This is a genomic window from Mesorhizobium sp. CNPSo 4684 (assembly GCF_057784315.1).
The window spans coordinates 47,693-69,120 of the sequence record NZ_JBWLUX010000013.1 but is presented as its reverse complement, the minus strand read 5'-3'; the positions used below and the strand labels follow the sequence as shown (position 1 = coordinate 69,120).

18 protein-coding genes are annotated in these 21,428 nt (G+C 63.8%); 13 read left to right on the top strand and 5 right to left on the bottom strand.

Translation table 11 applies throughout. The features are described from left to right. Nucleotides 1-16: 16 nt before the first annotated feature. Nucleotides 17-1,108: an ABC transporter ATP-binding protein gene (locus AC04SG_RS14250; protein WP_488551566.1), complete on the bottom strand. Its 1,092-nt coding sequence runs from the start codon at nucleotides 1,106-1,108 to the stop codon at nucleotides 17-19. Nucleotides 1,109-1,364: 256 nt separating this feature from the next. Next, nucleotides 1,365-2,249 carry a LysR substrate-binding domain-containing protein gene (locus AC04SG_RS14245; protein ID WP_488551565.1) on the bottom strand — a complete coding sequence of 295 codons (885 nt, stop codon included), beginning with the start codon at nucleotides 2,247-2,249 and terminating at the stop codon, nucleotides 1,365-1,367. An 83-nt stretch (nucleotides 2,250-2,332) separates the two neighbouring features. Between AC04SG_RS14245 and AC04SG_RS14240 the strand changes: the two genes are divergently transcribed. Together AC04SG_RS14240 and AC04SG_RS14235 are read left to right on the top strand one after the other, a co-directional pair. Beyond that, nucleotides 2,333-3,925, top strand: coding sequence for a zinc-binding metallopeptidase family protein (locus tag AC04SG_RS14240; protein WP_488551564.1), 1,593 nt, complete (start codon nucleotides 2,333-2,335; stop codon nucleotides 3,923-3,925). Nucleotides 3,926-3,957: 32 nt separating this feature from the next. Continuing rightward, entirely contained in the window at nucleotides 3,958-4,890 is a 933-nt protein-coding gene (locus AC04SG_RS14235; protein ID WP_112560964.1) for a dimethylarginine dimethylaminohydrolase family protein, read from the top strand. Nucleotides 4,891-5,236: 346 nt separating this feature from the next. On the opposite strand, the gene nanR is transcribed toward AC04SG_RS14235, so the two are convergent. Continuing rightward, nucleotides 5,237-5,938 carry a transcriptional regulator NanR gene (gene nanR, locus AC04SG_RS14230; protein ID WP_488551563.1) on the bottom strand — a complete coding sequence of 234 codons (702 nt, stop codon included), beginning with the start codon at nucleotides 5,936-5,938 and terminating at the stop codon, nucleotides 5,237-5,239. A 196-nt stretch (nucleotides 5,939-6,134) separates the two neighbouring features. On the opposite strand from nanR, the gene AC04SG_RS14225 reads away from it, so the two are divergent. The 5 genes from AC04SG_RS14225 (at nucleotide 6,135) to AC04SG_RS14205 (ending at nucleotide 12,780) form a co-directional block, all read left to right on the top strand. Continuing rightward, nucleotides 6,135-7,736: an ABC transporter substrate-binding protein gene (locus AC04SG_RS14225; RefSeq protein WP_488551562.1), complete on the top strand. Its 1,602-nt coding sequence runs from the start codon at nucleotides 6,135-6,137 to the stop codon at nucleotides 7,734-7,736. A gap of 83 nt (nucleotides 7,737-7,819) precedes the next feature. After that, nucleotides 7,820-8,776 carry an ABC transporter permease gene (locus AC04SG_RS14220; RefSeq protein WP_192248602.1) on the top strand — a complete coding sequence of 319 codons (957 nt, stop codon included), beginning with the start codon at nucleotides 7,820-7,822 and terminating at the stop codon, nucleotides 8,774-8,776. Continuing rightward, a complete protein-coding gene (gene opp4C / locus AC04SG_RS14215; protein ID WP_488551561.1) occupies nucleotides 8,769-9,671 on the top strand; it encodes an oligopeptide ABC transporter permease in 903 nt (300 codons plus the stop codon). Before AC04SG_RS14220 ends, opp4C begins: the two co-directional genes overlap by 8 nt. Nucleotides 9,672-9,751: 80 nt before the next feature. Further along, on the top strand, nucleotides 9,752-11,752 hold the full coding sequence (locus AC04SG_RS14210) for an ABC transporter ATP-binding protein (protein ID WP_488551560.1): 2,001 nt from the start codon (nucleotides 9,752-9,754) through the stop codon (nucleotides 11,750-11,752). A 131-nt stretch (nucleotides 11,753-11,883) separates the two neighbouring features. Beyond that, nucleotides 11,884-12,780 carry a dihydrodipicolinate synthase family protein gene (locus tag AC04SG_RS14205; protein ID WP_488551559.1) on the top strand — a complete coding sequence of 299 codons (897 nt, stop codon included), beginning with the start codon at nucleotides 11,884-11,886 and terminating at the stop codon, nucleotides 12,778-12,780. Nucleotides 12,781-12,874: 94 nt separating this feature from the next. On the opposite strand, the gene AC04SG_RS14200 is transcribed toward AC04SG_RS14205, so the two are convergent. Both AC04SG_RS14200 and AC04SG_RS14195 read right to left on the bottom strand, forming a co-directional pair. Further along, a complete protein-coding gene (locus AC04SG_RS14200; protein WP_488551558.1) occupies nucleotides 12,875-13,297 on the bottom strand; it encodes a hypothetical protein in 423 nt (140 codons plus the stop codon). Between the two features lie 125 nt (nucleotides 13,298-13,422). Continuing rightward, entirely contained in the window at nucleotides 13,423-13,974 is a 552-nt protein-coding gene (locus tag AC04SG_RS14195; protein ID WP_488551557.1) for a cytochrome c, read from the bottom strand. Between the two features lie 534 nt (nucleotides 13,975-14,508). Here AC04SG_RS14195 and AC04SG_RS14190 point away from each other — a divergent pair. The 6 genes from AC04SG_RS14190 to AC04SG_RS14165 all read left to right on the top strand — a co-directional run bounded on the left by AC04SG_RS14190 (nucleotide 14,509) and on the right by AC04SG_RS14165 (nucleotide 21,428). After that, complete coding sequence (locus tag AC04SG_RS14190; protein ID WP_488551556.1) at nucleotides 14,509-16,032, top strand: DUF2778 domain-containing protein; 1,524 nt, start codon at nucleotides 14,509-14,511, stop codon at nucleotides 16,030-16,032. A gap of 188 nt (nucleotides 16,033-16,220) precedes the next feature. Then, nucleotides 16,221-17,006 carry a ThuA domain-containing protein gene (locus tag AC04SG_RS14185; protein WP_488551555.1) on the top strand — a complete coding sequence of 262 codons (786 nt, stop codon included), beginning with the start codon at nucleotides 16,221-16,223 and terminating at the stop codon, nucleotides 17,004-17,006. A 114-nt stretch (nucleotides 17,007-17,120) separates the two neighbouring features. Next, nucleotides 17,121-18,179, top strand: coding sequence for a Gfo/Idh/MocA family protein (locus tag AC04SG_RS14180; RefSeq protein ID WP_488551554.1), 1,059 nt, complete (start codon nucleotides 17,121-17,123; stop codon nucleotides 18,177-18,179). Between the two features lie 118 nt (nucleotides 18,180-18,297). Then, nucleotides 18,298-18,699, top strand: a complete 402-nt coding sequence (locus AC04SG_RS14175; RefSeq protein WP_488551553.1) for a GFA family protein — start codon at nucleotides 18,298-18,300, stop codon at nucleotides 18,697-18,699. Nucleotides 18,700-18,753: 54 nt separating this feature from the next. After that, nucleotides 18,754-19,569, top strand: a complete 816-nt coding sequence (locus AC04SG_RS14170) for an N-formylglutamate amidohydrolase (protein WP_488551552.1) — start codon at nucleotides 18,754-18,756, stop codon at nucleotides 19,567-19,569. Further along, entirely contained in the window at nucleotides 19,566-21,428 is a 1,863-nt protein-coding gene (locus AC04SG_RS14165) for a flavohemoglobin expression-modulating QEGLA motif protein (protein WP_488551551.1), read from the top strand. The genes AC04SG_RS14170 and AC04SG_RS14165 overlap by 4 nt, the downstream gene beginning before the upstream one ends.

Here is a 21,428-nt window from a genome sequence, read left to right as displayed (position 1 = left end):
TTCGCCGGTTTGGTCGTCATCCTCCGTCCGGAAGGAGGAAACCTTTTTCCGCTGGCCAGGTCAGCCAGACGGAGTTGCCTTTGCTCAGCGCCGCTGCCGCGACCTCGTTTGGCACCGACACCGTCACCTTGGCGCCCTGGCGCGTTGTCAGGTCGAGCTTGGTCGCCGCACCGAGATAGGTCGAGCCGACGGCGGTTGCGGCAATGCCGTTCTCGCCGACGGCGGCTTCGCGCGCGATCGACATATGCTCGGGGCGGATCGCAAGGATGACGTTGCCGTTCACCGCCTCGGCATTGCCGCGCAGAGTGATCGCGCGGTCCTCGCAAAGTGCTGTGGCGCCATCATCGGCGCGCTTCACGCCCGTCAGCGGCAGCATGTTGATCTCACCCAGGAACTCGGCGACGAAGCGGTTGGCGGGACGGTCATAGACCTCGTCCGGCGCGCCGACCTGCAGCAATTTGCCGTGGTTGAAGATGGCGACGCGCGACGACAGCGCCAGCGCCTCGCTCTGGTCGTGGGTGACGAAAACGAAGGTGGTGCCGGTCTCCTGGTGCAGCCGCTTCATCTCGGCCTGCATCTGGCCGCGCAGGCTCTTGTCCAGCGCCGAGAAAGGCTCGTCGAGCAAAAGCACGCCCGGTTCGAACACCAAAGCGCGAGCCAGCGCCACACGCTGCTGCTGGCCGCCGGAAAGCTGCGCGGGCAGCTTGGTCTCATGGCCCTTTAGCCCGACGCGCTCGATCATCTCGGCGACGCGGCGCTTGATCTCGGCTGCCGATTTCTTGCGCACCTTGAGCGGGAAGGCGATGTTGGCTTCCACTGACATATGCGGAAACAGCGCATAGCCTTGGAACACCATGCCGGCGGCGCGCTGCTCGGCCGGCCGCTCGGTGATGTCGGCGCCGTCGCTGAAAAGCTTGCCCTCGGTCGGCTGCACGAAGCCGGCCAGGATCATCAGGAAAGTGGTCTTGCCGGAGCCGGACGGACCGAGCAGGGTCAGGAACTCACCGCGGCCGATGTTGAGCGACAGGTTGTCCAGCGCACGGAACGAGCCGAAGCTCTTGCCGATCCCGATTGCCTTGATCTCTGCGGCCCGGCGGGGTTGCTGCATCCTGCCTCTTCCTTGGTCGTGGCTTGAGCGTAGGGCAGGGCGGCGGCTCACCGCAACCAAATAGTTTTCGCCTGATCGGCAAATTTGATTCACGGATGGCGCCAAATCTCCCCCCTTGAGGGGGAGATGGCCGCGAAGCGGCCAGAGGGGGTCGGTTCGACTGGGCTCTACATCGTGCCGCAGATGGAGGTTGGCGCTTCACGCGCGGCGACCCCCTCTGTCGCCTTCGGCGACATCTCCCCCTCAAGGGGGGAGATCAGCTAATCTCCGACAGCTTCGACCGCAGCCACCCCGCAAACGCCTCCAGCACCGGGTGGCTGGCCTTGGCATGCTCCGAAACCAAAAAGTAAGAGCGCGGCGAGGGGATCGCGATGTCGAACGGCTTCACCAGCCGGCCTTCGCTGAGCGCCCGGCGGCTGGTCAGCTCGTCGCCCAAGGCAATGCCTTGACCGGCGATCGCGGCGGAAAAGACCAGGTTCATGTCCGAGAAGAAAATACCGCCTTCAATGTCGGGATTTTCCACCTTGGACAGCGCCAGCCAGCGCGCCCAGTCCTCGGTGTCGCCGAGATGCAGCAGGTTGGCGCGCAACACGTCGGCCGGTTTGGAAAAGCCGCCGACCTTGTTGAGCAAGGTCGGGCTGCAGAGCGGCGTGAACGAAATTTCGCAGAGCAAATCGACCGCCCGGTTCGGCCAGTTGCCGACGCCGAAGGCGATGAAGGCGTCGGCGTCGGGATTGCTGACATCGTCCAGCCGCCTTGGTGTCAGGATGGACAGCGCCACATCCGGATACATCTGCCGGAACTCGCCGATATGGGTGCATAAAAACAGCGAGGCGAAGCCCGGCGTGCAGGAGACGGCGAACGAGCCGCCGACGCCGGTGCCGGCCTGGCGTGTCACCGCGTCGCCAAGCACGGTCAGTGCCTTGCGCACGTCAGCGGCATAGCGCTGGCCGCGTGGCGTCAGCGCGACGCCCTTGCCGATGCGCTCAAGCAGGTCGAAGCCGAGATCGCGTTCGAGCAAGCGCAACTGATGGCTGACGGCGCTGCGGGTGAGATGCAGTTCGTCGGCGGCGCGCCAGACGCTGCCGTGGCGGGCAAAGCTATCAAGGGCGCGCAGCGCCTGTGTGGAGGGTATTCGCAAGAAGCCTCAGGTGAACCGAATTTGCACGAACCGGGAAAACATATCACTTTTTGGAAAGCCGCTTCACTGCTTTCTTGGGCTGCATGGAGAAACCGGTGACGACCTCGGCACAAGCCACCGCGCTTGCCTGCCTCGACGATATCCAGCCGTCGCTGTCGGCCTGGACGCGGACCATTTTCGACTTCGGCGAGACCGCCTGGCGCGAGTACCAGTCGGCAGCCTGGTATGTCGAACGACTGAAGCACGAGGGCTTTTCCGTCGAGGAAGCCTCGGGCGGCATGCCGACCGCCTTCTGCGCGCACTGGACCAACGGCGCCGGCCCGACCATCGGCATGTATGCCGAGTATGACGCCGTGCCCGGCAATTGCCAGGATGCGGCAACGGTGAAGCGGCCGCGCCTAGGTCTTGGCAGCGAGGCCGGCGGCCATACCGATCCGCATTCCGGACTTGGCGTCGCCAGCCTCGGCGGGCTTCTGGCCACCAAAGCAGCAATGCAGCGCCACGGCATCGAGGGCACGCTGCGCTTCACCGGCGAGCCGGCCGAAAAGGTGAGGGGCTCAAAGCCGATCCATGCGGCCAAAGGCTATTATGATGGCCTTGCCGGGATGATCTCCTTCCACCCCTTCTACATGCTGCCGCTCTGCAACACGGCGCGCTGGGACACGCATTGCGGTGCCGCTTATGCGATGATCTACCGTTTCGTTTGCGACGAACCCGAAAACTGGGTGCGCGCGGGTGATGGCGCGCCGATCCCGCAGGCGCATTCGGCCGTGCGGGCGCCCGGCGCCAACGACGCGCTGATGACGATGTATATGGCCTCCAAGGCGCTGCGTGATTCCATGCTGCCGCACCAGGGCGGCTGGTCGATCAGCGAGGCGATCCTGACCGCAGGACAAGCTACGGCCGACAATCTGCCGGCGGGGCTCTCAGAGATCCAGTACATGATCCGCGTGCCGACCATTGCCATGGCCGAACAGGTTACCGCCGTGCTCGACCGCAACGCGCAAGCCGCCGCTGCGATCAGCGGCTGCCGCTACGAGCGCCATTGGGTGTCGAAGTCGCGGCCGGGGCTCGCCAATCACGCCATGGCCGGGATCGCCTATGAAGCGCTGTCTACGGTCGGCCCGCCGCACTGGGACGAGGCAGCGAAGACGGTCGCCCGCGAGGTGCAGGTCAATGCCGGCGGCACGGCGAGCGAAAACCCGTTCATCGACGAGATGGAGCGGCTGATCACGCCGCAAGACGCCGAGGCCATCCTGCGCCGCGATTTGCCGCCCTCGCAGATCAACTCGACCTCCGACGATTACACCGACATGTCGTGGCACGCCCCGACGGCCCGCTTCTATGTCGCCCGCCCGGCGCTGCGCTCGGCGAACGGCCACGCCTATCCGTCCTGGGCGATGAATGCGCTGGGTGGCATATCGGCCACCATCGATCCGATGGTCATTTGTGCCGCCAAGACGGTTGCGCTTGCAGCCCTCCGCTTGCTTGAAGACAAGACCGCGCGCGATGCGGCGATGGATGAATTTGCCACCCGCACCAGCGGCGGCATCGGCGGCTCGAACTGGATCGCACCGCTTTGCGACTATGACCCGCCGATCAATTTCCGCTGGCCGGAATATGTCACCACCGCGCGCGGGCGCGACTGGTGGATTCCGTCCGCCGGCACCGCATGATCGACCACCGATATCACCAAGAGGAGAACCCCATGACCGTCCATGATCGCATCGTCGCCGAACCGTTCTCGCTGCAGCGCCGCAATCCCGCCGGCGGCACCAAGCCGCTCACCGCCTGGGGTTTTGCCAACGAGACCGATGTCTTGACCGACGTGCTGCTCGGCTCGCCGAATTTCCTGCGCCATCTGTCGACCAGCTCGCTGTCGCGCAAACATCTGCGCGAGGCGCCCTGTAACGTCCAGATCGCGCAGGCGCAGCACAAGGACCTGGTCGCCGCCTACGAGCATTTCGGCGTCAACATCCACTGGCACGAGCCGACGCCGGAACTGCCGATGCAGGTCTATTCCCGTGATTCCAGCGTCATGACACCTTATGGCGCCTTCATCACCGCTATGGCCAACTGGTGGCGTCGCGGGGAGAACTATGCTGCCATCCGCACCTATGAGAAGCTCGGCATCCCGATCTACGACATGGTCACATCAGGTACCTTCGAGGGCGGCGACTTCAACGTCATCGAGGAGGGCGTGGTGCTGATCGGCTGCGGCGGCGCCCGTACGCAGGAAGAGGGCGCCCGTCAGGTGCAGTCCTGGTTCGACAAGGAGGGCTGGGAGACACGGCTAGCCTTCATCGACGAATACTACGTCCATATCGACCTGATGGTGGTTCCGATCGCCGAAAAGCTCACCGCCGTCTGCCTCGCCTGCACCGAGCCGGGCATCGTCGACTGGCTGAAGGGCAAGGGCCACGAGATCATCGACGTGCCGTTCCAGGACACGATGGCGCTCGGCTGCAACTTCATGTCGCTCGGCAAGGACAGGGTGATCGCCCCGACGTCGAGCCAGTCGCTGATCGGCCAGCTCAAGGCGCGCGGCTTCGAGGTCGCGGCGATAGACATGAGCGAGATCTCCAAGACCGGCGGCGGCATCCACTGCATGGCGCAGGCGCTGAAACGCGAGCCGGCGTAAAGGGCACGCGTTGCTGCCGAGGCCTGTGATGTCCTGCTGTCGCATTTGACAAGACGGGCCCGGCAGGGGAAACATATGCCGTCATCCGAGGAGGGATTCTGTGAAAAAAGCCTATGAAAAGCCGAGTCTGGCCAAAGCAGGCAAGCTCGGATCGGTGGTCGCTTCAATCTCGTCGAAGCCCGCCCCCTGAGCGCTTGCGGCCGCCGCAGGCCGACATTCGGTTGTCGTGGCTAGCGACAATCGGATCGAACTGTATGATTGATGCCGCCCGCCGGCTTTGAACGGCGGGCTTTTTGCTTTGCGCCAGTGCGCTGTCGCGTAAAACCACTCGCCGCGCGTCAGCCGGCTAGTCAGATCTGCCCGAACCTGAATTGAACTTGCGCCTGGCGTTTTCCAGATGCGCGCGCATCGCCTGGCCGGCTGCTTCCGGCTCGTGGCGCTCGATCGCCTCGAACACCGCCTGGTGGCCGGCGAAACTCTTGCGGTTCTCGATTTCGGTGTTGGCCATGTGGATGCGCTGATTGATCAGCCATTCGACCAGCGCCTCATGCGCGGCGAGGAAGATCGGATTGCCTGGGATGACGGTCAGGACGCGGTGAAACGCGACATCGGTGACGGCGAAAGCCCGCGCCCGGGGAATGGCACGCTCGTTTTCGACCAGTGCGGCGGCCAGCGCGTCGATCTGTTCGCGGGTCGCCACCTCGGCGGCATGGCGCGCGATCGAGACCTCGAGAAACAGCCGCAATTGCTCGAAATGGCCGATGCCGTCGGGCTGGTCCATCAAAAGATGCGCCGTTCCAGTCAGCTGCTCCAGCATGTTTTTCGGCGTCGGCCGCGTCACCTTCGGCCGCTCCCCGCTGTTGATGCGCACCAGCCCCATCTTCTCCAGTGCAAACAGCGCCTCGCGCACCGACGGGCGGCCGACGTCGAACATCGACATCAAGTCGCGCTCGGACGGCAGCGAAGCGCCGACCGGGTAGACCTCGTCGCGGATCATCGCCTCCAGGCGAAGGCGAACTTCATCGGACAATTTTTTTCGAACCGGCATATTGTGCATGGTCTACCTTTTAAGCTATTAGACCAATCGCCGCAAGCGAGGATCTTGCGCAACCGAAGGGATGGAGATCGCCGTTTTGCCGATCGGCGCGGCGGTCGCGCGACAGGCGAGGACCTGGTGCGAAATCGGCCTGGAGCAGGGGCATGGCATCGATTTCGGCCGGCGAAAGCAACGGGAGGAAAATTCCATGAGAAGACTGTTGATGAGCTTTCTGTCGGCGCTGGCGCTGACCTTTGCGGCCGGCGCCGCGAAGGCCGCGGATGGCGGCACGTTCCGCTCGGCGATGCGCACCGGCTGCATCGAGATGGGCACGCTGCACACCACCTGCGGCCACCGGCTCGATGAGACTGTGCTGCAAGGCCTTGTTCACATCAAATGGACGGGCGACGGCGTGCAGCCGATGCTGGCCGAGAGCTGGAAGACGCCCGATGGCGGCAAGACCTACATCTTCAGCTTGCGCCATGGCGTCAAATGGCATGACGGCGCGCCCTTTACCGCCAAGGACGTGGTGTTCAGCCTCAACCTCTACGCCAACCCCAAGGTCGGCTCGCCCTGGGCGCAGAAGCTTGGCGCGGTCGCCGGATACAAGGCTTTCCAGGATGGCTCGGCCTCCTCGCTTGCCGGAGTGAAAGCGCTCGATGACATGACCGTCCAGGTCGAGCTCGACAGCGCCAAGCCGCTCTGGGTCGAGCTGCAGCTTATCGCCATCAGCATCTTTCCCGAACACATTCTGGGCAAGGTCGCACCCGGCGACATCAAGGGTAACGCCTTCTGGGTCAACCGTGTCGGCACCGGCCCGTTCATCTGGAAGAAATACGAGAGCGACCAGTATGTCGAGGTCGACCGCAATCCCGACTATTTCCTTGGCGCGCCCAAGCTCGATCGCATCATCTACCAGATCTACAAGGACGTGCCGCCGATCATCGCAGCACTCGAGACGCAGGAGGTCGACGCCATGTCCTATGAGGGCGGCGGCGTGCCGGTCTCCGAACTCGCCCGCCTGCAGAAGCTCGACTATCTCACCGTGCTGCCGAGGTTCTCCGCCGGCCTGCCGACCTACCTGCAGTTTAACCTGGAGAACAAGCGCTTCGCCGATGTGCGCGTGCGCCAGGCGATGCTCTATGCCATCGACCGCAAGGCCATTATCGAGACGGTCAAGCAAGGCGCCGGCGAACTCCTGAACACGCTGTTCCCGCAGGACTGGGCGCGCGCCAAGGACCTCGAAGCCTACGACTATAATCCCGACAAGGCCAAGCAGCTGCTGACCGACGCCGGCTGGGACGCCAGCCAGCCGGTCGATTTCATCTACTACTATTCCGACCAGATGAACGTCGACACCGTCACCGCCGTCCAGAGCTATCTGGCCGCGGTCGGCGTCAACATCCAGCCGCGCCTGCTCGACCCGGCGGCGATCAATCAGGTCTATGCCGACGGCAGCTTCCAGATGGGCTTCTTCGCGCAAGGCATGGGGCTCGATCCCTCGCTCGGCTCGCCGCTGGTCGTCTGCGGCGCCAAGCCTCTCGCCATGGGCTATTGCAACCCGAAGGTCGACGAACTCTTCAACAAGGGGCTGGAATCCAACGATCGCGCGGTGCGCGCCGCGAGCTATCAGGAAGCCTCGCGCATCCTCAACCAGGACCTGCCAAAAGCCTGGCTGTGGAACGAGGTGCGGCCGCTGGCCTTCAACAATCGCATCGTCGGCCTGGCTCAGCACTTCAAGGAACAGCCGCTCGTGATCTTCAATCACCCGGTCTACAACGAAGTCGAGAAGTGGGAAGTGGCGAAATAGTCACCGCCCTTGCCGATCGTGAGGCTCTGCCCGAGCCTCACGATCTGATGTCTCAGAACCGCCTTCAACCATAGGAGAGGCCGGTGCTCAGCTATCTCCTGCGAAAACTGCTGTTCAGCATTCCGGTACTGTTCGGCGTCACCGTGATCGTCTTCGCCATTGCGCATGCCATGCCGGGCGACGCGGTGCTGGCGATGATCACCGCGGAGGCGCCGTCAAGCGAGGAGCTGATCGCCATGCGACGCGGCGAACTCGGCCTCGACCAGCCGCTTTACGTCCAATACCTCAATTGGATCGGCCAGATCCTGCACGGCAATCTCGGCCGCTCCTTCGTCAATGGCCGCAGCGTCGGCGAGATCATAGGCGAGCGCTTGCCGATGACGCTGGAGCTGATGGGCGTGGCGCTGCTGATAGCCTTCCTCCTCGGGACCACGCTCGGCGTGATCTCGGCACTGCGGCAATACAAGCTCACCGACTATTCCCTGACGCTTGCCGGCTTTGTCGGCGTCTCCATCCCGGACTTCTTCATGGGTCTGCTGCTGGTCTATGTCTTTGCGCTGGAGCTGCGCTGGCTGCCGTCGTCCGGCATCTCGACCGCCGGCGACAGTTTTTCGCTGCTCGACAATCTCAAGCACCTGATCCTTCCGGCGGCGGCGCTCGCTTTGTTCCGCGCCGCCATCTTCATGCGCTATGCCCGCGCCGGCATGCTCGAAGTGCTGAACCAGAGCTATATGCGCACCGCCAAGGCCAAGGGCTTGCGCCCCAGCACCATCACGCTGCGCCACGGGCTGCGCAATGCGCTGATCCCGCTGGTCACCGTCTTCGGCCTAGCGCTGCCAACCTTGTTCGGCGGCTCGGTTGTGATCGAGACCATTTTCCAGTGGCCGGGCATCGGCCTGATGTTCATCGATTCCGTGGTCAACCGGGATAGCCCCGTCATCATGGGCTACGTACTGATCACCGCCATCATCGTCATGCTGGCCAACCTCGCCACCGACCTGGCCTACAGCGTGCTCGACCCCAGGGTGAGCTATGACTGACGCCACCGCCGCCGACACGACCATTGCCGCCGGCGCCTCGCGCGGCCTGTGGGGTGAGGCGGCGCGCCGCTTCCTGCAGCACCGGCTGGCGACGCTCGGGCTGATCATGCTCGCCATCATCGTGCTCGCTTGCGTTTTGGCGCCGCTGATCGCGCATTACGGGCCAAACGATATCGACCTCAGGGGCCGCAATCAGCCGCCCGGCGGCATGCATTGGCTGGGCACCGATGGCACCGGCCGCGATATCTTTGCCCGCATCCTCTATGGCGGCCGCATCTCGCTGACGGTCGGCTTCGTCGCCGTGGCGATCTCGGCGGCGATCGGCATCTTCATCGGCTGCGTCGCCGGCTATTTCGGCGGCAAGGTCGACCTCTTGCTGATGGGCCTGATCGACATGGTGCTGACCTTTCCTCGCCTGGTCATCATCATCGCTTTCGTCGCTGTCGTCGGACCGAGCATCTTCAACACCATGGTGGTGATCGGGCTGCTCAGCTGGCCGTCCATCGCCCGGCTGACGCGTGGCGAGATCCTGGCGCTGCGCAACCAGGAATTCATTCTCGCCGCACGCTCGCTCGGCACCTCGCCATCGGTCATCATTCTCGAACACATATTGCCCAATGTGCTGAGCCCGATCCTGGTGGCGATCACGCTCGACGTGGCGACCGTCATCCTGCTCGAGGCGTCACTCTCCTTCCTTGGCCTCGGCGCGCAGGCGCCGGCGGCGAGTTGGGGCAACATGCTGCGCGATGCGCGCACTTTGTCGATCCTGGAGAGCCAGCCCTGGATGTGGATTCCGCCCGGCGCCATGATCGCCATGGCCGTGCTCAGCATCAACTTCGTCGGCGATGGCCTGCGCGATGCGCTGGACCCGCAGCACATTATGGGCGGCAAATGATGCGGCCGGATACATTGTCCAGTGGTCAACTGGCCCATCGTCAGCCTAGTGAACTGCCGGGGCCAGCCCCTGTGCTTTCCGTGCAAGGACTGAGCGTTCAGTTCGGTCCGCAAGGCAGCGCCGTCTACGCCGTCAACGACGTCTCCTTCGAACTTGCCGAAGGCGAGTCGCTGGCCATTGTCGGTGAGAGCGGCTCGGGCAAATCCGTCACCGTGCAGACGCTGATGGGCCTGATCCGCAAGCCGCCGGGACGTGTCACCGCGGGACGCGCGCTGTTTCGCGGCCGAGATCTCCTCGCCATTCGCGACAGCGAATTGCGCCAGATCCGCGGCCGCGACATCGCCATGATCTTCCAGGACCCGATGTCGTCGCTGAACCCGGTGCTGACCATCGGCCTGCAATTGACCGAGGCGCTGCGCGAGCATCAGGGATTGAGCGAGGCCGAGGCCGAACGCCAGGCGCTCGACATGCTGGAACTGGTCGGCATCGCCAACGGGCCGCAGCGCATGCGCGCCTTTCCGCACCAGTTCTCCGGCGGCCAGCTGCAGCGCATCGGCATCGCCATGGCGCTGGTCTGCAAGCCGTCGATCCTGATCGCCGACGAGCCGACCACGGCGCTCGACGTCACCATCCAGGCCCAGATCGTCGAGCTGGTCAGCCGGCTGCAAAAACAGCTCGGCATGGCGATCATCTGGATCAGTCATGACCTCAGCCTGGTCGCCGGCTTCGTCGACCGCGTCGCGGTGATGTATGCCGGCTCGATCGTCGAATGCGCTGACGTCGATGAGCTCTTTTCGACAACGACGCACCCCTACACGATCGGCCTGTTGAACTCGATCCCGTCGCTGACGGCTGAGAACACCAGGTTGGTGCCGATCAAGGGCGCCCCGCCCAATGTCACGCTGCCGCCGACCTTCTGCGCCTTCGCGCCGCGCTGCGACTATGCCGAGGCGCGCTGCCGCGAGCAAAAGCCGCCGCTGGAAGCGGTTGGCGCCGGCCACGCCACGGCCTGCTGGCGCTGGCGCGAGGTAGACCATTTGCCCCGATCGCCCGCCGCCGCTCAAAGCGTGAAACCGGCTGGTGCGGCCGGGCAGGAGGCGCTGCTCACCGTTACCGATCTCAAGGTGCATTTCCCCATCCGGCGCGGCGTGCTCAGGCGGCAGGTCGGTGCGGTGCAAGCCGTCGACGGCGTCAGCTTCGAATTGCTGCACGGTGAGACGCTGGCGCTGGTCGGCGAGAGCGGTTGCGGCAAGTCAACGACAGGCCGTGCCGTGCTCGGTCTCGAGCGGCCAAGCGCCGGCAGCATCGTGTTCGAGGGCAGGGACTATGCCGGTGCGACGGGCGAAGAGCTGAAGCAGCGCCGCCGCGACATGCAGATGGTGTTCCAGAACCCGTTCGGCTCGCTCAATCCGCGCATGACCGTGGGCCGCATTATCGGTGAAGGCCTGCGCGCGCAGAAGATCGGCACCCGCGCCACGCGCGATGCAAGGGTCAGCGAGTTGCTGGCGCTGGTCGGTTTGAGGGAAGCGCTGCGCAACCGCTACCCGTTCGAGCTCTCCGGCGGCCAGCGCCAGCGCGTGGGCATTGCTCGCGCGATTGCCACCAATCCGAAATTCATCATTGCCGACGAGCCGATCTCGGCGCTCGACGTCTCGATCCAGGCGCAGATCGTCAACCTGCTTGATGACCTGAAGGTGCGCCTCGGCCTGACCTATCTGTTTGTCGGCCACGATCTGTCCATGATCCGCTATCTCAGCGACCGCGTCGCGGTGATGTATCTCGGCCGCATCGTCGAGATTGGCACCACGGCTTCGGTGTTCGGCAGCCCGCTGCACCCCTATACGCGCGCGCTGCTGTCGGCGATTCCGGTGCCCGACCCGAAGGCCGGCGGCACGCGCCGGCGCATCGTGCTCGGCGGTGGCGTGCCTGATCCGTCGAAGCCACCGTCCGGCTGCCATTTCCATCCGCGCTGCCCGAAGCCGACCGACATCTGCAGCAAGGTGGATCCGCAACCGCGCGACTTCGGCTCGACTACCACAGGGCGGCATCTGGTCGCCTGCCACCATGCCGGGGAGGCCTAGCCAATGCCTCCGAACCCAAATCGGCGGTCGAAAAAGATCATGCTGAAACAACGCTATAGAGCCGGAACCGTAATCAGTGGTTCAGGCGCCGATCTCCCCGAGACAATCCTGACAGCACCGAGGGCTTAGCAATGACCAGAGAATTGGCGGGCATGTATGCCGCCTTGATGACCGGCCTCAGCGACGCCGGCGAGTTCGACCCCGAGCGCCAGCGCAACATCAACGATTACGTGCTGCGCCAGGGCCTGGCGGGCCTCTATGTCGGCGGCTCAAGCGGCGAGTCCGGCCTGCTGACGGTGGACGAATTGTTGGCGCAGCAGGAAGTGGTCTTTACAGGCGCCGCGGGGGCAGGGGTAAACCTGATCGCTCATGTCGGTATGCCGAACCTGCGCGATTCCATCCGCCTCGCGCGGCACGCGAAAAAGCTCGGCTATCACGCGCTGTCGGCGCTGCCGCCGCATTCCTATCCGTTCTCCGACGAGGAGGTGTACGGCTATTACCAGGCGCTGGCGGCGGCGACCGACCTGCCGCTGATCGTCTACGAGATCCCGTTGCGCACTGGCCGTCCCTTGCCGCTGGCGCTGCTGGTCAGGCTGCTCGACCTCGGCAATGTCGTCGGCATCAAATACACCTCCACCGACTTGTTCAAATATTCGCAGCTGCGCAAGCGGCAGCCGCAAAAGCTGTTCTTCTACGGCTTCGATGAGATCTACGCCGCCGCCGGCATGCTCGGCACCGAAGGCGGCATCGGCACCACCTACAATCTGCTTGGACGGCTCTATGTGGCGGTTGACCAGGCGGCCCGTGACGGCGATCTGCTGCGGGCGAAAACCCTGCAGATGGTGTCGCAGGATTTCGTCGAAGTGCTGCTCGAAACCGGCGTGCTGCCGGGTATGAAAGCGGCCTTCCGGGTCATCGGTGTCGATTGCGGTCCAACCCGCGCACCGATGGCGCCAGCCGTCAAGGACGCCGAGGATCGGATGCGCGCCGTTCTCGCCCGCCCGGCGATCAGGGAGTGGCTGGCGTGAGATGGTCGCCCTGACGACGGAACGCGATCGCCTCGTCTGGCCCGGCCGGACTCGCGACGGCGTGCAACCGCCCGTCCGGCCGGATTCCCATCTGCTATGCAGGTATCAATACGGCGATGCGATGCACGCCGACCTCCTTGCTTGTATTCGTCGATTCGTCGGTCTTGCCCTTGGCGCACGTGTACATGTCGCCCACCTTGAGCTTGAATTCCCTGTCGGCTTTCTTGATCGTGAATGCACCTGAGGTGATGGTGCATACCATGTCGTTGTCCATCACCGACTGAGGCGCGTGTGCTCCGGGCTGAAACACCACGTCGACAATTGCGATGCTCTTGTAGGCGGGAATGTCTGCATTGCCGGTGCCGACCTCAACCAACCTGACACCGGGCGCAATCTCCTTGCCCTCTTTCGGGCCGTATTTCTTGATTTTTGCGGATGCCGCCAGAGTGAACAAAGGCGTTACCGCGGCGGTCGTCAGACCGAGGGCAATTGCAGACCTGCGATTCATGGTTTTCATCGCATCCTCCCGATGCTCGTCATGCATGGATACGCACGACCGGGAATATATTAGCACAAACGAATTTACTTGTATGCAAAGCGCCGCTGGCGCAGACCCGCAAAGGGGGTCGCTCCGCCGGGTACTCACTGCACCTTTTGCCGGAACTTCGAATGACAGTTCGAGCAATCCTGCAGGATGAGGTGCAGGATATGTTCAGCCGGAAGTTTGGCCGGATCGGCTTCCGCCGGCATCGCGCGCTTGCCGAGCAGGCTGCCGCCGCCCATTGCCAGACCGGCCCCCATGCGCATGTCGTCGGTAATGCGGTCAGGCGCGTGCTCGGCCTTGGCGGCCAGCGCGCCGGCCAGCGTCCCGATGTGATTTGCCAGCGCCTCGAATTCCGCCCGCGCCGGATCGATCTCCAGCCTGGCCTGCGAAGGCGGCCCCAGCGAGGCGCTCGGAAACTCGGCAATCAGGGCAGGGCCGGTGCGTGCGCGAAGGGTTTGCGCCGCTGCCTTGAACGTCGCGGCGTCGTAGGCTTGTCTGCCGTCGAACATGCCGGCGATGGTTTTCGCCGCCGCCGCCATCTCCTTCATCGACGCCTGCCGTGCCGTCACGATCGGTCCATCGCCGGCAGAGGCGGCCATCGTGAGGGCGCAGACGAGCCACAGCAGCGCCGCTTTCACAGTCCGTCTCACGGCGCAATGTCCTCGCCGCCCCATCCAACCGTGATAAGCCAGCCGCAGCAGGGGTTCGACTTCAGGTCGGATTCTTCTGTCGTGGTGCCGATACTCATCGGTAAATATCCGTGGTCGGAGGCCTCTGTCTCTGAGGCGGATAGACCTTCCAGCCACCGGAAGGTCAACTGCTTGAAACAGCCGATCGGCGGGCAATCAGCCCGGGCTTGCAGAGACCTGACGCAGCGTTTCCTTGACTTGGATCGCAAAAACGGGCAGCAAAGCACAGGTGAGGGAGAGCATTTCTACCGTGGCGCAGACCATGGAGGGCTCTTTTTTCGTATCGACCGCCGCACAATGTGCGACCGGTGGAGGGATTGGTTAACCAACTTTGTCCATCTTTTGATTCAATCGGCAACAGACGCGAAAGGCGCAGGGGGCACCAGCGAACTGTGGATGTCACGGATGCGAGGGTCGCAAGCCTGCATGCCGATTGAGAGTGGTTGTATGGCGTTTTTGCGTTTGAAAGACCGGGGCGACAATCCTGAACGGGATTTGACTTCGAAGAGATCCGGCCAGCGCTGGGTGGTGGTGCCGGTTATCGGCGCGGCCCTTGCGCTGTGGTCGGTGGCGACCATGGCCGGCCTCTATTCGCTGGGAACCTCGCTCACCGCTGCGTCCAACAACCTTCCGCGAAGCCTGCTGTTACCGCGCACCGATTCGCGCCGCAGCCTTGCCAATTCGTGGGCGCCACGGCTTTCGGCACAAAATGTACAGGTTTCGCTGCTCAGCCAATGCGACGCCGGCTGCAGACGCACCGCCGCCAGCTTGGCACATGACGGCAAGACCGCGCGGTTGCACCTCGCCGCGCACGATCCAGCGCCGGCCGCCACGATCACTGCAAACACCGGGGCCGCGCAAAACACCAGCATCGCACTTGTCACCCCGCGCGATGCGCGCTTCGACGGCGTGGTGGCCAAGGCAAAGCTGTCGCCGCAAAAGCTGGCTGCCGCCTTTGCCAAGGCCTCGAATGGGCCCTTCATGCTTGCCAGCCTTCCGGCCGCTGCCCGTTTCGCCGAAGTCCGAATGCCCGACCAGAATGGCCCGGCCTCGGAGCGCTTTGGGCCGGAAGTGGCCGAGATCGAACGCTCGTCGCGCCTTGCGTTGGCGCTGGCCAACACCTTGCCGGATCAGGGCGCCGACATGCTGGCGCCGCCGCCGGCCGTCGCGGCAATCGTCGAAGCGCAAAATCCTGAGCAGGCCGAGGTTCAGGTGGCTTCGCTGCCGCCGCAGGATGATCTGCCCGACAGCATGGCGTTACCTGGCTGGCGTCCGCGCGCCGAAACCGCTCAGCCTGCCGAGGCGCCCAGCAAGCCCAAGGCGCAAGCGGCCAAGCCTCAGGCGGCCAAGCCACAGACCGACAGGGCGGCCGAGACCGCGGCACCCCAGTCGCCAGGCATTGTGTCGCCGCGCTCGCCTCGCAATTCCCAGGACGTCGCCGCACTGCCGGGCGTGCCAGGCAGCGAGACCATCCGCACCAAGCCGGGCAAGCGGGTGAAGGCGCAAGCCGGCGAGATGCTGGCCTATGCCAAACCGGATGTCCCGGCTGGCGGTGTCGGCCGCGCGTTCAAGGATCTGTTCGCGACCCCCAACATGGGCAACGGCGTCGCCATCTATGATATCTCGGCCAAGACCGTCTACATGCCGGACGGCTCGCGGCTCGAGGCGCATTCGGGAATTGGCTCGATGGCCGACCAACCGCGCTACGCCAACCGCAAGAACGTCGGCCCGACACCGCCCGGCACCTATGACTTGAAGCTGCGCGAATCGCGTTTCTACGGTGTCGAGGCGATACGTCTCACCCCAACCAGCGGCAGCAACCAATATGGCCGCGACGGCCTGCTCGCCCACTCCTACCTGCTGCGCGGCGGCCGTGCGGAATCCCATGGCTGCGTGGCCTTCAAGGACTATGCGCGCTTCCTGGCCGCCTACAAGAAGGGTAAGATCAAGCGCCTCGTCGTGGTGCCGCGCATGTCGAAAGCGCTGAAGCAAGTCGCCTCGGATGGCAGCCGCGCCTGAAACGGTTTAGCAGGATGAGCCTCTATCATCCTGTTTAAAATGGTATTTTCCGCACGGCCACTCCGAGATCGATGATCTCGACGTTCCCCGCAATTGTCAGCAGCCGGCATTGAAAGCGTTTTCAATTCCGGCTGGGGATACTATGAGTGGACGCGGCGGCTCCAGCTTCAAACAATCAAGAGGACATCATGACAATACGCGCTGTCGTTTGGGGCGAGAATATCCATGAGCGGACCAATGAAGTGGTCGCCGCCCTCTATCCCGAGGGCATGCACACGACCATCGCCAAGGCGCTGAACACCGACAAGGCGATCTCCGCCTCGACCGCCACACTCGAACAGCCCGAGCATGGCCTGCCGGCCGATCGTCTGGCCGAGACCGACGTGCTGGTCTGGTGGGGTCACAAGGACCATGGCGCCGTTGCCGACGAAGTGGTCGAACGCGTCGCCCGCCGCGTTTTTGAAGGCATGGGGCTGATCGTTCTGCATTCCGGTCATTTCTCGAAAATCTTCAAGCGGCTGATGGGCACGCCCTGCACGCTGAAATGGCGCGAGGCCGGCGAGCGCGAGCGGCTCTGGGTGACCAGCCCCAGCCATCCGATCGCCGAAGGCATCAGTGAGTATTTCGAGCTCGAGAATGAAGAAATGTATGGCGAACAGTTCGCCGTGCCGGAGCCGCTGGAGACGATTTTCATCTCCTGGTTCCAGGGCGGCGAGGTGTTCCGCTCGGGGCTGACCTACCGGCGCGGGGCCGGCAATGTCTTCTACTTCCGACCGGGTCACGAAACCTATCCGACCTATCATGATGGCACTGTGCACAAGGTGCTGCGCAACGCTGTGAAGTGGGCGCACAACCCGCAAGGCACGAAGTCGGCGATTCTCGATGCGCCGAATGTGCCGGTCGACAAGGCGCTGGAGACCATCGTCGAGCGCGGCGGCAAGCTGCACGCCGCGGGCGAGGCGGGTTTCCGCTAAAACAACCCCAGGAAAAGGCGCAGCGGCTTTCCGTCTCAAGTTGCGTATGAACAACGCTTGGACCACATTCGGCTCATTTCATTGAATCGAACCAATTTCGCTCGGAGTGCAAAAATGCGGCTTTTGATATTGGGTACCGGCTGGATGGCGCAGGAGCATGCCCGCCGCTTTGGCGCCATCGACGGCGTCGAGATCGTCGGCGCTGTCGACGTCGACGAAAAGCGCGCCGGCGAATTCGCCGACGGCTTCAAGATCCCGAAGCGCTTCACCTCGCTGGAGGCAGCGCTCGACTGGGGCGGCTTCGATGCGGTGGCCAACGTCACGCCTGACCGTATCCACCATCCGACGACCATGACGCTGATTGCGGCCGGCAAGCCGGTGCTGTGCGAAAAGCCGCTCGCCGAAAATTTTGCCAAGGCGAGCGAGATGGCTGACGCGGCGCAAGCCGCTGGCATCGTCAACATGGTCAACCTCACCTATCGCAACGTCGCTCCCTTGCAGAAGGCGCGGCAAATGGTGCTGGCCGGCGACATCGGCACCGTCCGCCACGTCGAGGCCTCCTATCTGCAGAGCTGGCTGGTGTCGAAATTCTGGGGCGACTGGCGCACCGATCCGAAATGGCTGTGGCGGCTGTCGCGCAGCCACGGCTCCAACGGCGTGCTCGGCGATGTCGGCATCCACATTCTCGATTTCGCCAGCTATGGCGCGGCACTCGACATCGACCACGTCTTCTGCCGGCTGCGCGCCTTCGACAAGGCACCGGACAATCGCATCGGCGAATATAACCTCGACGCCAATGACAGTTTCGCCATGACGTTGGATTTTTCCAACGGCGCCTTTGGCGTCGTGCATGCCAGCCGCTGGGCGACCGGCCATATGAACGAACTGCGCCTGCGCATCTACGGCGACAAGGGCGGCATCGAGGTCGTGCACAATCTCGAGGGCTCGGAGCTGAAGGCGTGCATCGGCGAGGATATCGAGACCGCCAAATGGCAGGTGATCGACGCCGGCACGGTGCCGACCAACTACCAGCGTTTCGTCGATGCGGTCGCAAGCGGCGTGCAGACCGAACCGTCATTCCATCATGCCGCCGAACTGCAAAAGGTGCTGGACCTGGCTGTCGTGTCGGACGAGAAGCGTGCGGAGTTGAGAGCCAGCGCCGACACGCAGTAACGTGTCTCAGCAGCATGATCCCGAAAAGTGGAATCCGGTTTTCGGAGAAGATCATGCTCAAGAAGATGGAGCCCCATCCCGATCCATCGGGATGGAACAGGCTCGGGAGGAGCAAGCCATGGTCACGCGCCACGCGCAATGTCTCTGCGGCCAGTTGTCAGCAACCTGTACGGGCGAGCCGGTGCGCATCTCGGTCTGCCATTGCCTGGACTGCAAGCGCCGCACCGGCAGCGCCTTCAGCTACAATGTCCGGTTTGCGGAAGGCGATGTATCGATCGAGGGACGGGCGAAGCAGTTCACCCGCACGGGCGATCAGGGCGGTCGCATCATCTACAATTTCTGCCCGGAGTGCGGCGCCAGCGTCCACTACCGGATCGATACTCAACCCGGTGTGATCGCTATTCCCGTTGGCGCCTTCGCCGATCCGTCCTTCCCGCCGCCCTTCCAGTCCTTCTACCACGACAGCCGCCGCTGTGAGTGGGTGGAGATCAAGGCAGAGCCGCTGGCGACGTTCGGCTGAAGGCCGCTTTCGACACGAAGCGGAACCGTCCGCACGCTCCGCGCATTTCGGAGCATGGACAAGACGATTTCCAACACCGATCGGGGCGGGTCGGGCTGGACGATCAAGCTCGGAGACGGTCCTGTCGTCGGTACAGCCATCCATAGCGGCACCAACGTCGGCAGTGCTTGCCGAGGGCTTATGTGTCTTTCTGATCCAGACCGGCTCCGAGAGGAAGATCCGTTCACTGAGCGCTTCATCGCCGATTTCCCGACCCGGATCATCGTTCATCGGTCGCGCTTCCAGGTCGATCTGAACCGCGCGCGCGACGCTGCCGTCTACTTGTCGCCGGACCAGTCCTGGGGGCTCAAAGTCTGGCGGGAGTTGCCGGCCGAGGCCATCGTGGAGGAGTCTCTGTCCTTTCACGACGCCTTCTACAGTGAGCTGAAGCGTGTCCTCGCCGATATCGAGAAGCGCTATGGCCGGTTCGTTCTCGTCGACGTCCACAGCTACAATCACCGCCGCGATGGGCCGCATTCTGTGCCAACATCTCGCGACACAGCTCCCGACATCAATATCGGGACGTCTTCCATGGACCGCGAGCGCTGGGCGCCGGTCGTCGATGCGTTCATCGAAACGCTTCGCGGCCACCAGCTCAACGGCGAGCCGATCGACGTGCGCGAAAACGTGTCCTTCCAGGGCAAGGGCGAACAGACGCGTTTCGTCCACACCAATTTTCCAGAGACCGGCTGTGCCATCGCGGTGGAGTTCAAGAAAATCTTCATGGACGAATGGAGCGGCGAACCCGACTGGGCAGCAATAGATCAGCTGCGCGCCATACTGGCGTCGACTGTGCCTGTCCTGGCAAAGGCGCTGCGGGCCATGCGATGAAGCCCAAGCTTGTCGAGCCCGCGTCACCCTTGGCGCAAATCGAAGCGGACCTTGGCGCGCTTTTCCGCGACGGCAAGCCGATCCGCCGCGAGTTCGGCAACGGCAATCGTTTGCACATTGATCGGCCGCTGCCCTTTCTGTGTGTCCATGTCGGGTCGCATCAGGATGCCGCATTCCATGCCGTCTCCGCCAACGCCTCCTATCTGATCGCCGCCGACATCGAGCTCGCTGGCGAGGTCGCGCGGCTGGTGGCGGGCCGGCTACACGATCACTGCGGCGCATTCCTCTTCCTGGACATCGGCGAGTTGGCCGAAGACCGGTTCCTGACCGAGGATGTTCCATTCCTGCCGCCTTTCGAGATTGCGCTGGCCAGCGGCAACACGGCGCCGGAGAAGGCGGCGCGCAAGCGCTTCGCTGATGCTGCATCCGCGCGTGAAGCCAAATACCGCACGCCCCGCGTCGACGAGCTCAGTCCCACCACACGTGCCCAAGCACGGCTCTGGAACGATCCCGGTGATGTGGCGTGCCTGACGGTGCGCTTCGCCCCGATCTACAGGGTGCCGGGCACCAAGCGCGTCTACCCCGAACTCCACGATCTCGTCGTCGCCAACATGGTCGATTCCGCGCTTCAGGCCGTCAGTGCCTTCCTGAAGGCATCGAGCCTGGAACAACCGGCGACCCATCGTTCCCTCGGTCGCCGCGCCTATATCGACGCTGTCGCGCGAGCCGACCGTGCGATCGACAATGTCGCGTCGACCTTCGATTTTCTGCTTGCCGTCACACCGATCAATGCCGAACCCGCCTGGCGGGAATTCCAGGCAGGCGCTTTCGAGCGTGTGCCCGCACTGCTTTACCGGCCGCTCGAGCTTGAGGTCGCCGACCAGAAGCGGAGGCTCTATTCGATCTCGCTCGATCATCTGGAAGATACGCTCCTGACCAGGCTGCTCTCCGAAAAGCAGCAGGAGCTCGATCTCCAGCTGTCGATGCTCGCAGCACGCGAGACGCCGCGATTCGTCGAACTCGGACGAGCCCTTTATGGCAGCGTCGAGCCGAGCCTGGCGGCGAGGGCGCGCGCCATTCTCGAAAAGCTGCCGCGACTTGCTTCAGTCGCCCGTCCGAAGGGACTGGACGCCGCCGCCGTTGCCGCCGCCGCGCGCGACATGATCGCCGGATACCGCGCCGCCTATCCCGATTTCGAGGCTTCGGTGGAGATCCGCGGCGACCTGCCGGCCGGCCTGCTGGTCTCGCGAAACCGGTTGCTGGTGTCGCGCGATACCAATGTTCCCCCGGAGCGTCTGACGGCGCTGCTCAGTCACGAGATCGGTGTTCATCTGCTGACCTATTTCAATGGCGCCGCGCAGGGGCTCGCCATCTTCTGCAGCGGGCTCGCCGGTTATGAGGGCATGCAGGAGGGACTGGCTGTGCTGGCGGAGTATCTGGTCGGCGGCATGACCGCAGCGCGTTTGCGGCTGATCGCGGCGAGGGTGATAGCCTGTCAGGCGCTGCTCGACGGCGCAACGTTCGAGGAAACCTTCCGCATTCTTCGCAGGGATATCGATGATCGCGAGGCCTTCAACGTCGTTCTGCGCGTCTATCGAGGCGGCGGTCTTGCCAAGGACGCCATTTATCTGCGTGGCTTGTTGCAGATCCTCGATCACTTGAGGAATGGCGGCAGCCTAACGCCGTTCTGGATCGGCAAGATCGCCGCCGCGCATTTCGGCGCGATCCAGGAACTCAACGCACGCGGTCTGCTGCGGGCGCCTCGCCTCGAACCTGCATTCCTCTCTTCCGACGCTGCCCGCCCGCGCCTCAGGAAAGCGATGGCGGGAATCGATCCGATCGATATGGTTGAAACCTGA

Coding starts and splice junctions, on each gene's coding strand:
- AC04SG_RS14250 (WP_488551566.1), bottom strand. CDS start 1,108: ATGCAGCAACCCCGCCGGGCCGCAGAGATCAAGGCAATCGGGATCGGC.
- AC04SG_RS14240 (WP_488551564.1), top strand. CDS start 2,333: ATGGAGAAACCGGTGACGACCTCGGCACAAGCCACCGCGCTTGCCTGC.
- AC04SG_RS14235 (WP_112560964.1), top strand. CDS start 3,958: ATGACCGTCCATGATCGCATCGTCGCCGAACCGTTCTCGCTGCAGCGC.
- nanR (WP_488551563.1), bottom strand. CDS start 5,938: ATGCCGGTTCGAAAAAAATTGTCCGATGAAGTTCGCCTTCGCCTGGAG.
- AC04SG_RS14225 (WP_488551562.1), top strand. CDS start 6,135: ATGAGAAGACTGTTGATGAGCTTTCTGTCGGCGCTGGCGCTGACCTTT.
- opp4C (WP_488551561.1), top strand. CDS start 8,769: ATGACTGACGCCACCGCCGCCGACACGACCATTGCCGCCGGCGCCTCG.
- AC04SG_RS14205 (WP_488551559.1), top strand. CDS start 11,884: ATGACCAGAGAATTGGCGGGCATGTATGCCGCCTTGATGACCGGCCTC.
- AC04SG_RS14200 (WP_488551558.1), bottom strand. CDS start 13,297: ATGAAAACCATGAATCGCAGGTCTGCAATTGCCCTCGGTCTGACGACC.
- AC04SG_RS14185 (WP_488551555.1), top strand. CDS start 16,221: ATGACAATACGCGCTGTCGTTTGGGGCGAGAATATCCATGAGCGGACC.
- AC04SG_RS14180 (WP_488551554.1), top strand. CDS start 17,121: ATGCGGCTTTTGATATTGGGTACCGGCTGGATGGCGCAGGAGCATGCC.
- AC04SG_RS14175 (WP_488551553.1), top strand. CDS start 18,298: ATGGTCACGCGCCACGCGCAATGTCTCTGCGGCCAGTTGTCAGCAACC.
- AC04SG_RS14170 (WP_488551552.1), top strand. CDS start 18,754: ATGGACAAGACGATTTCCAACACCGATCGGGGCGGGTCGGGCTGGACG.
- AC04SG_RS14165 (WP_488551551.1), top strand. CDS start 19,566: ATGAAGCCCAAGCTTGTCGAGCCCGCGTCACCCTTGGCGCAAATCGAA.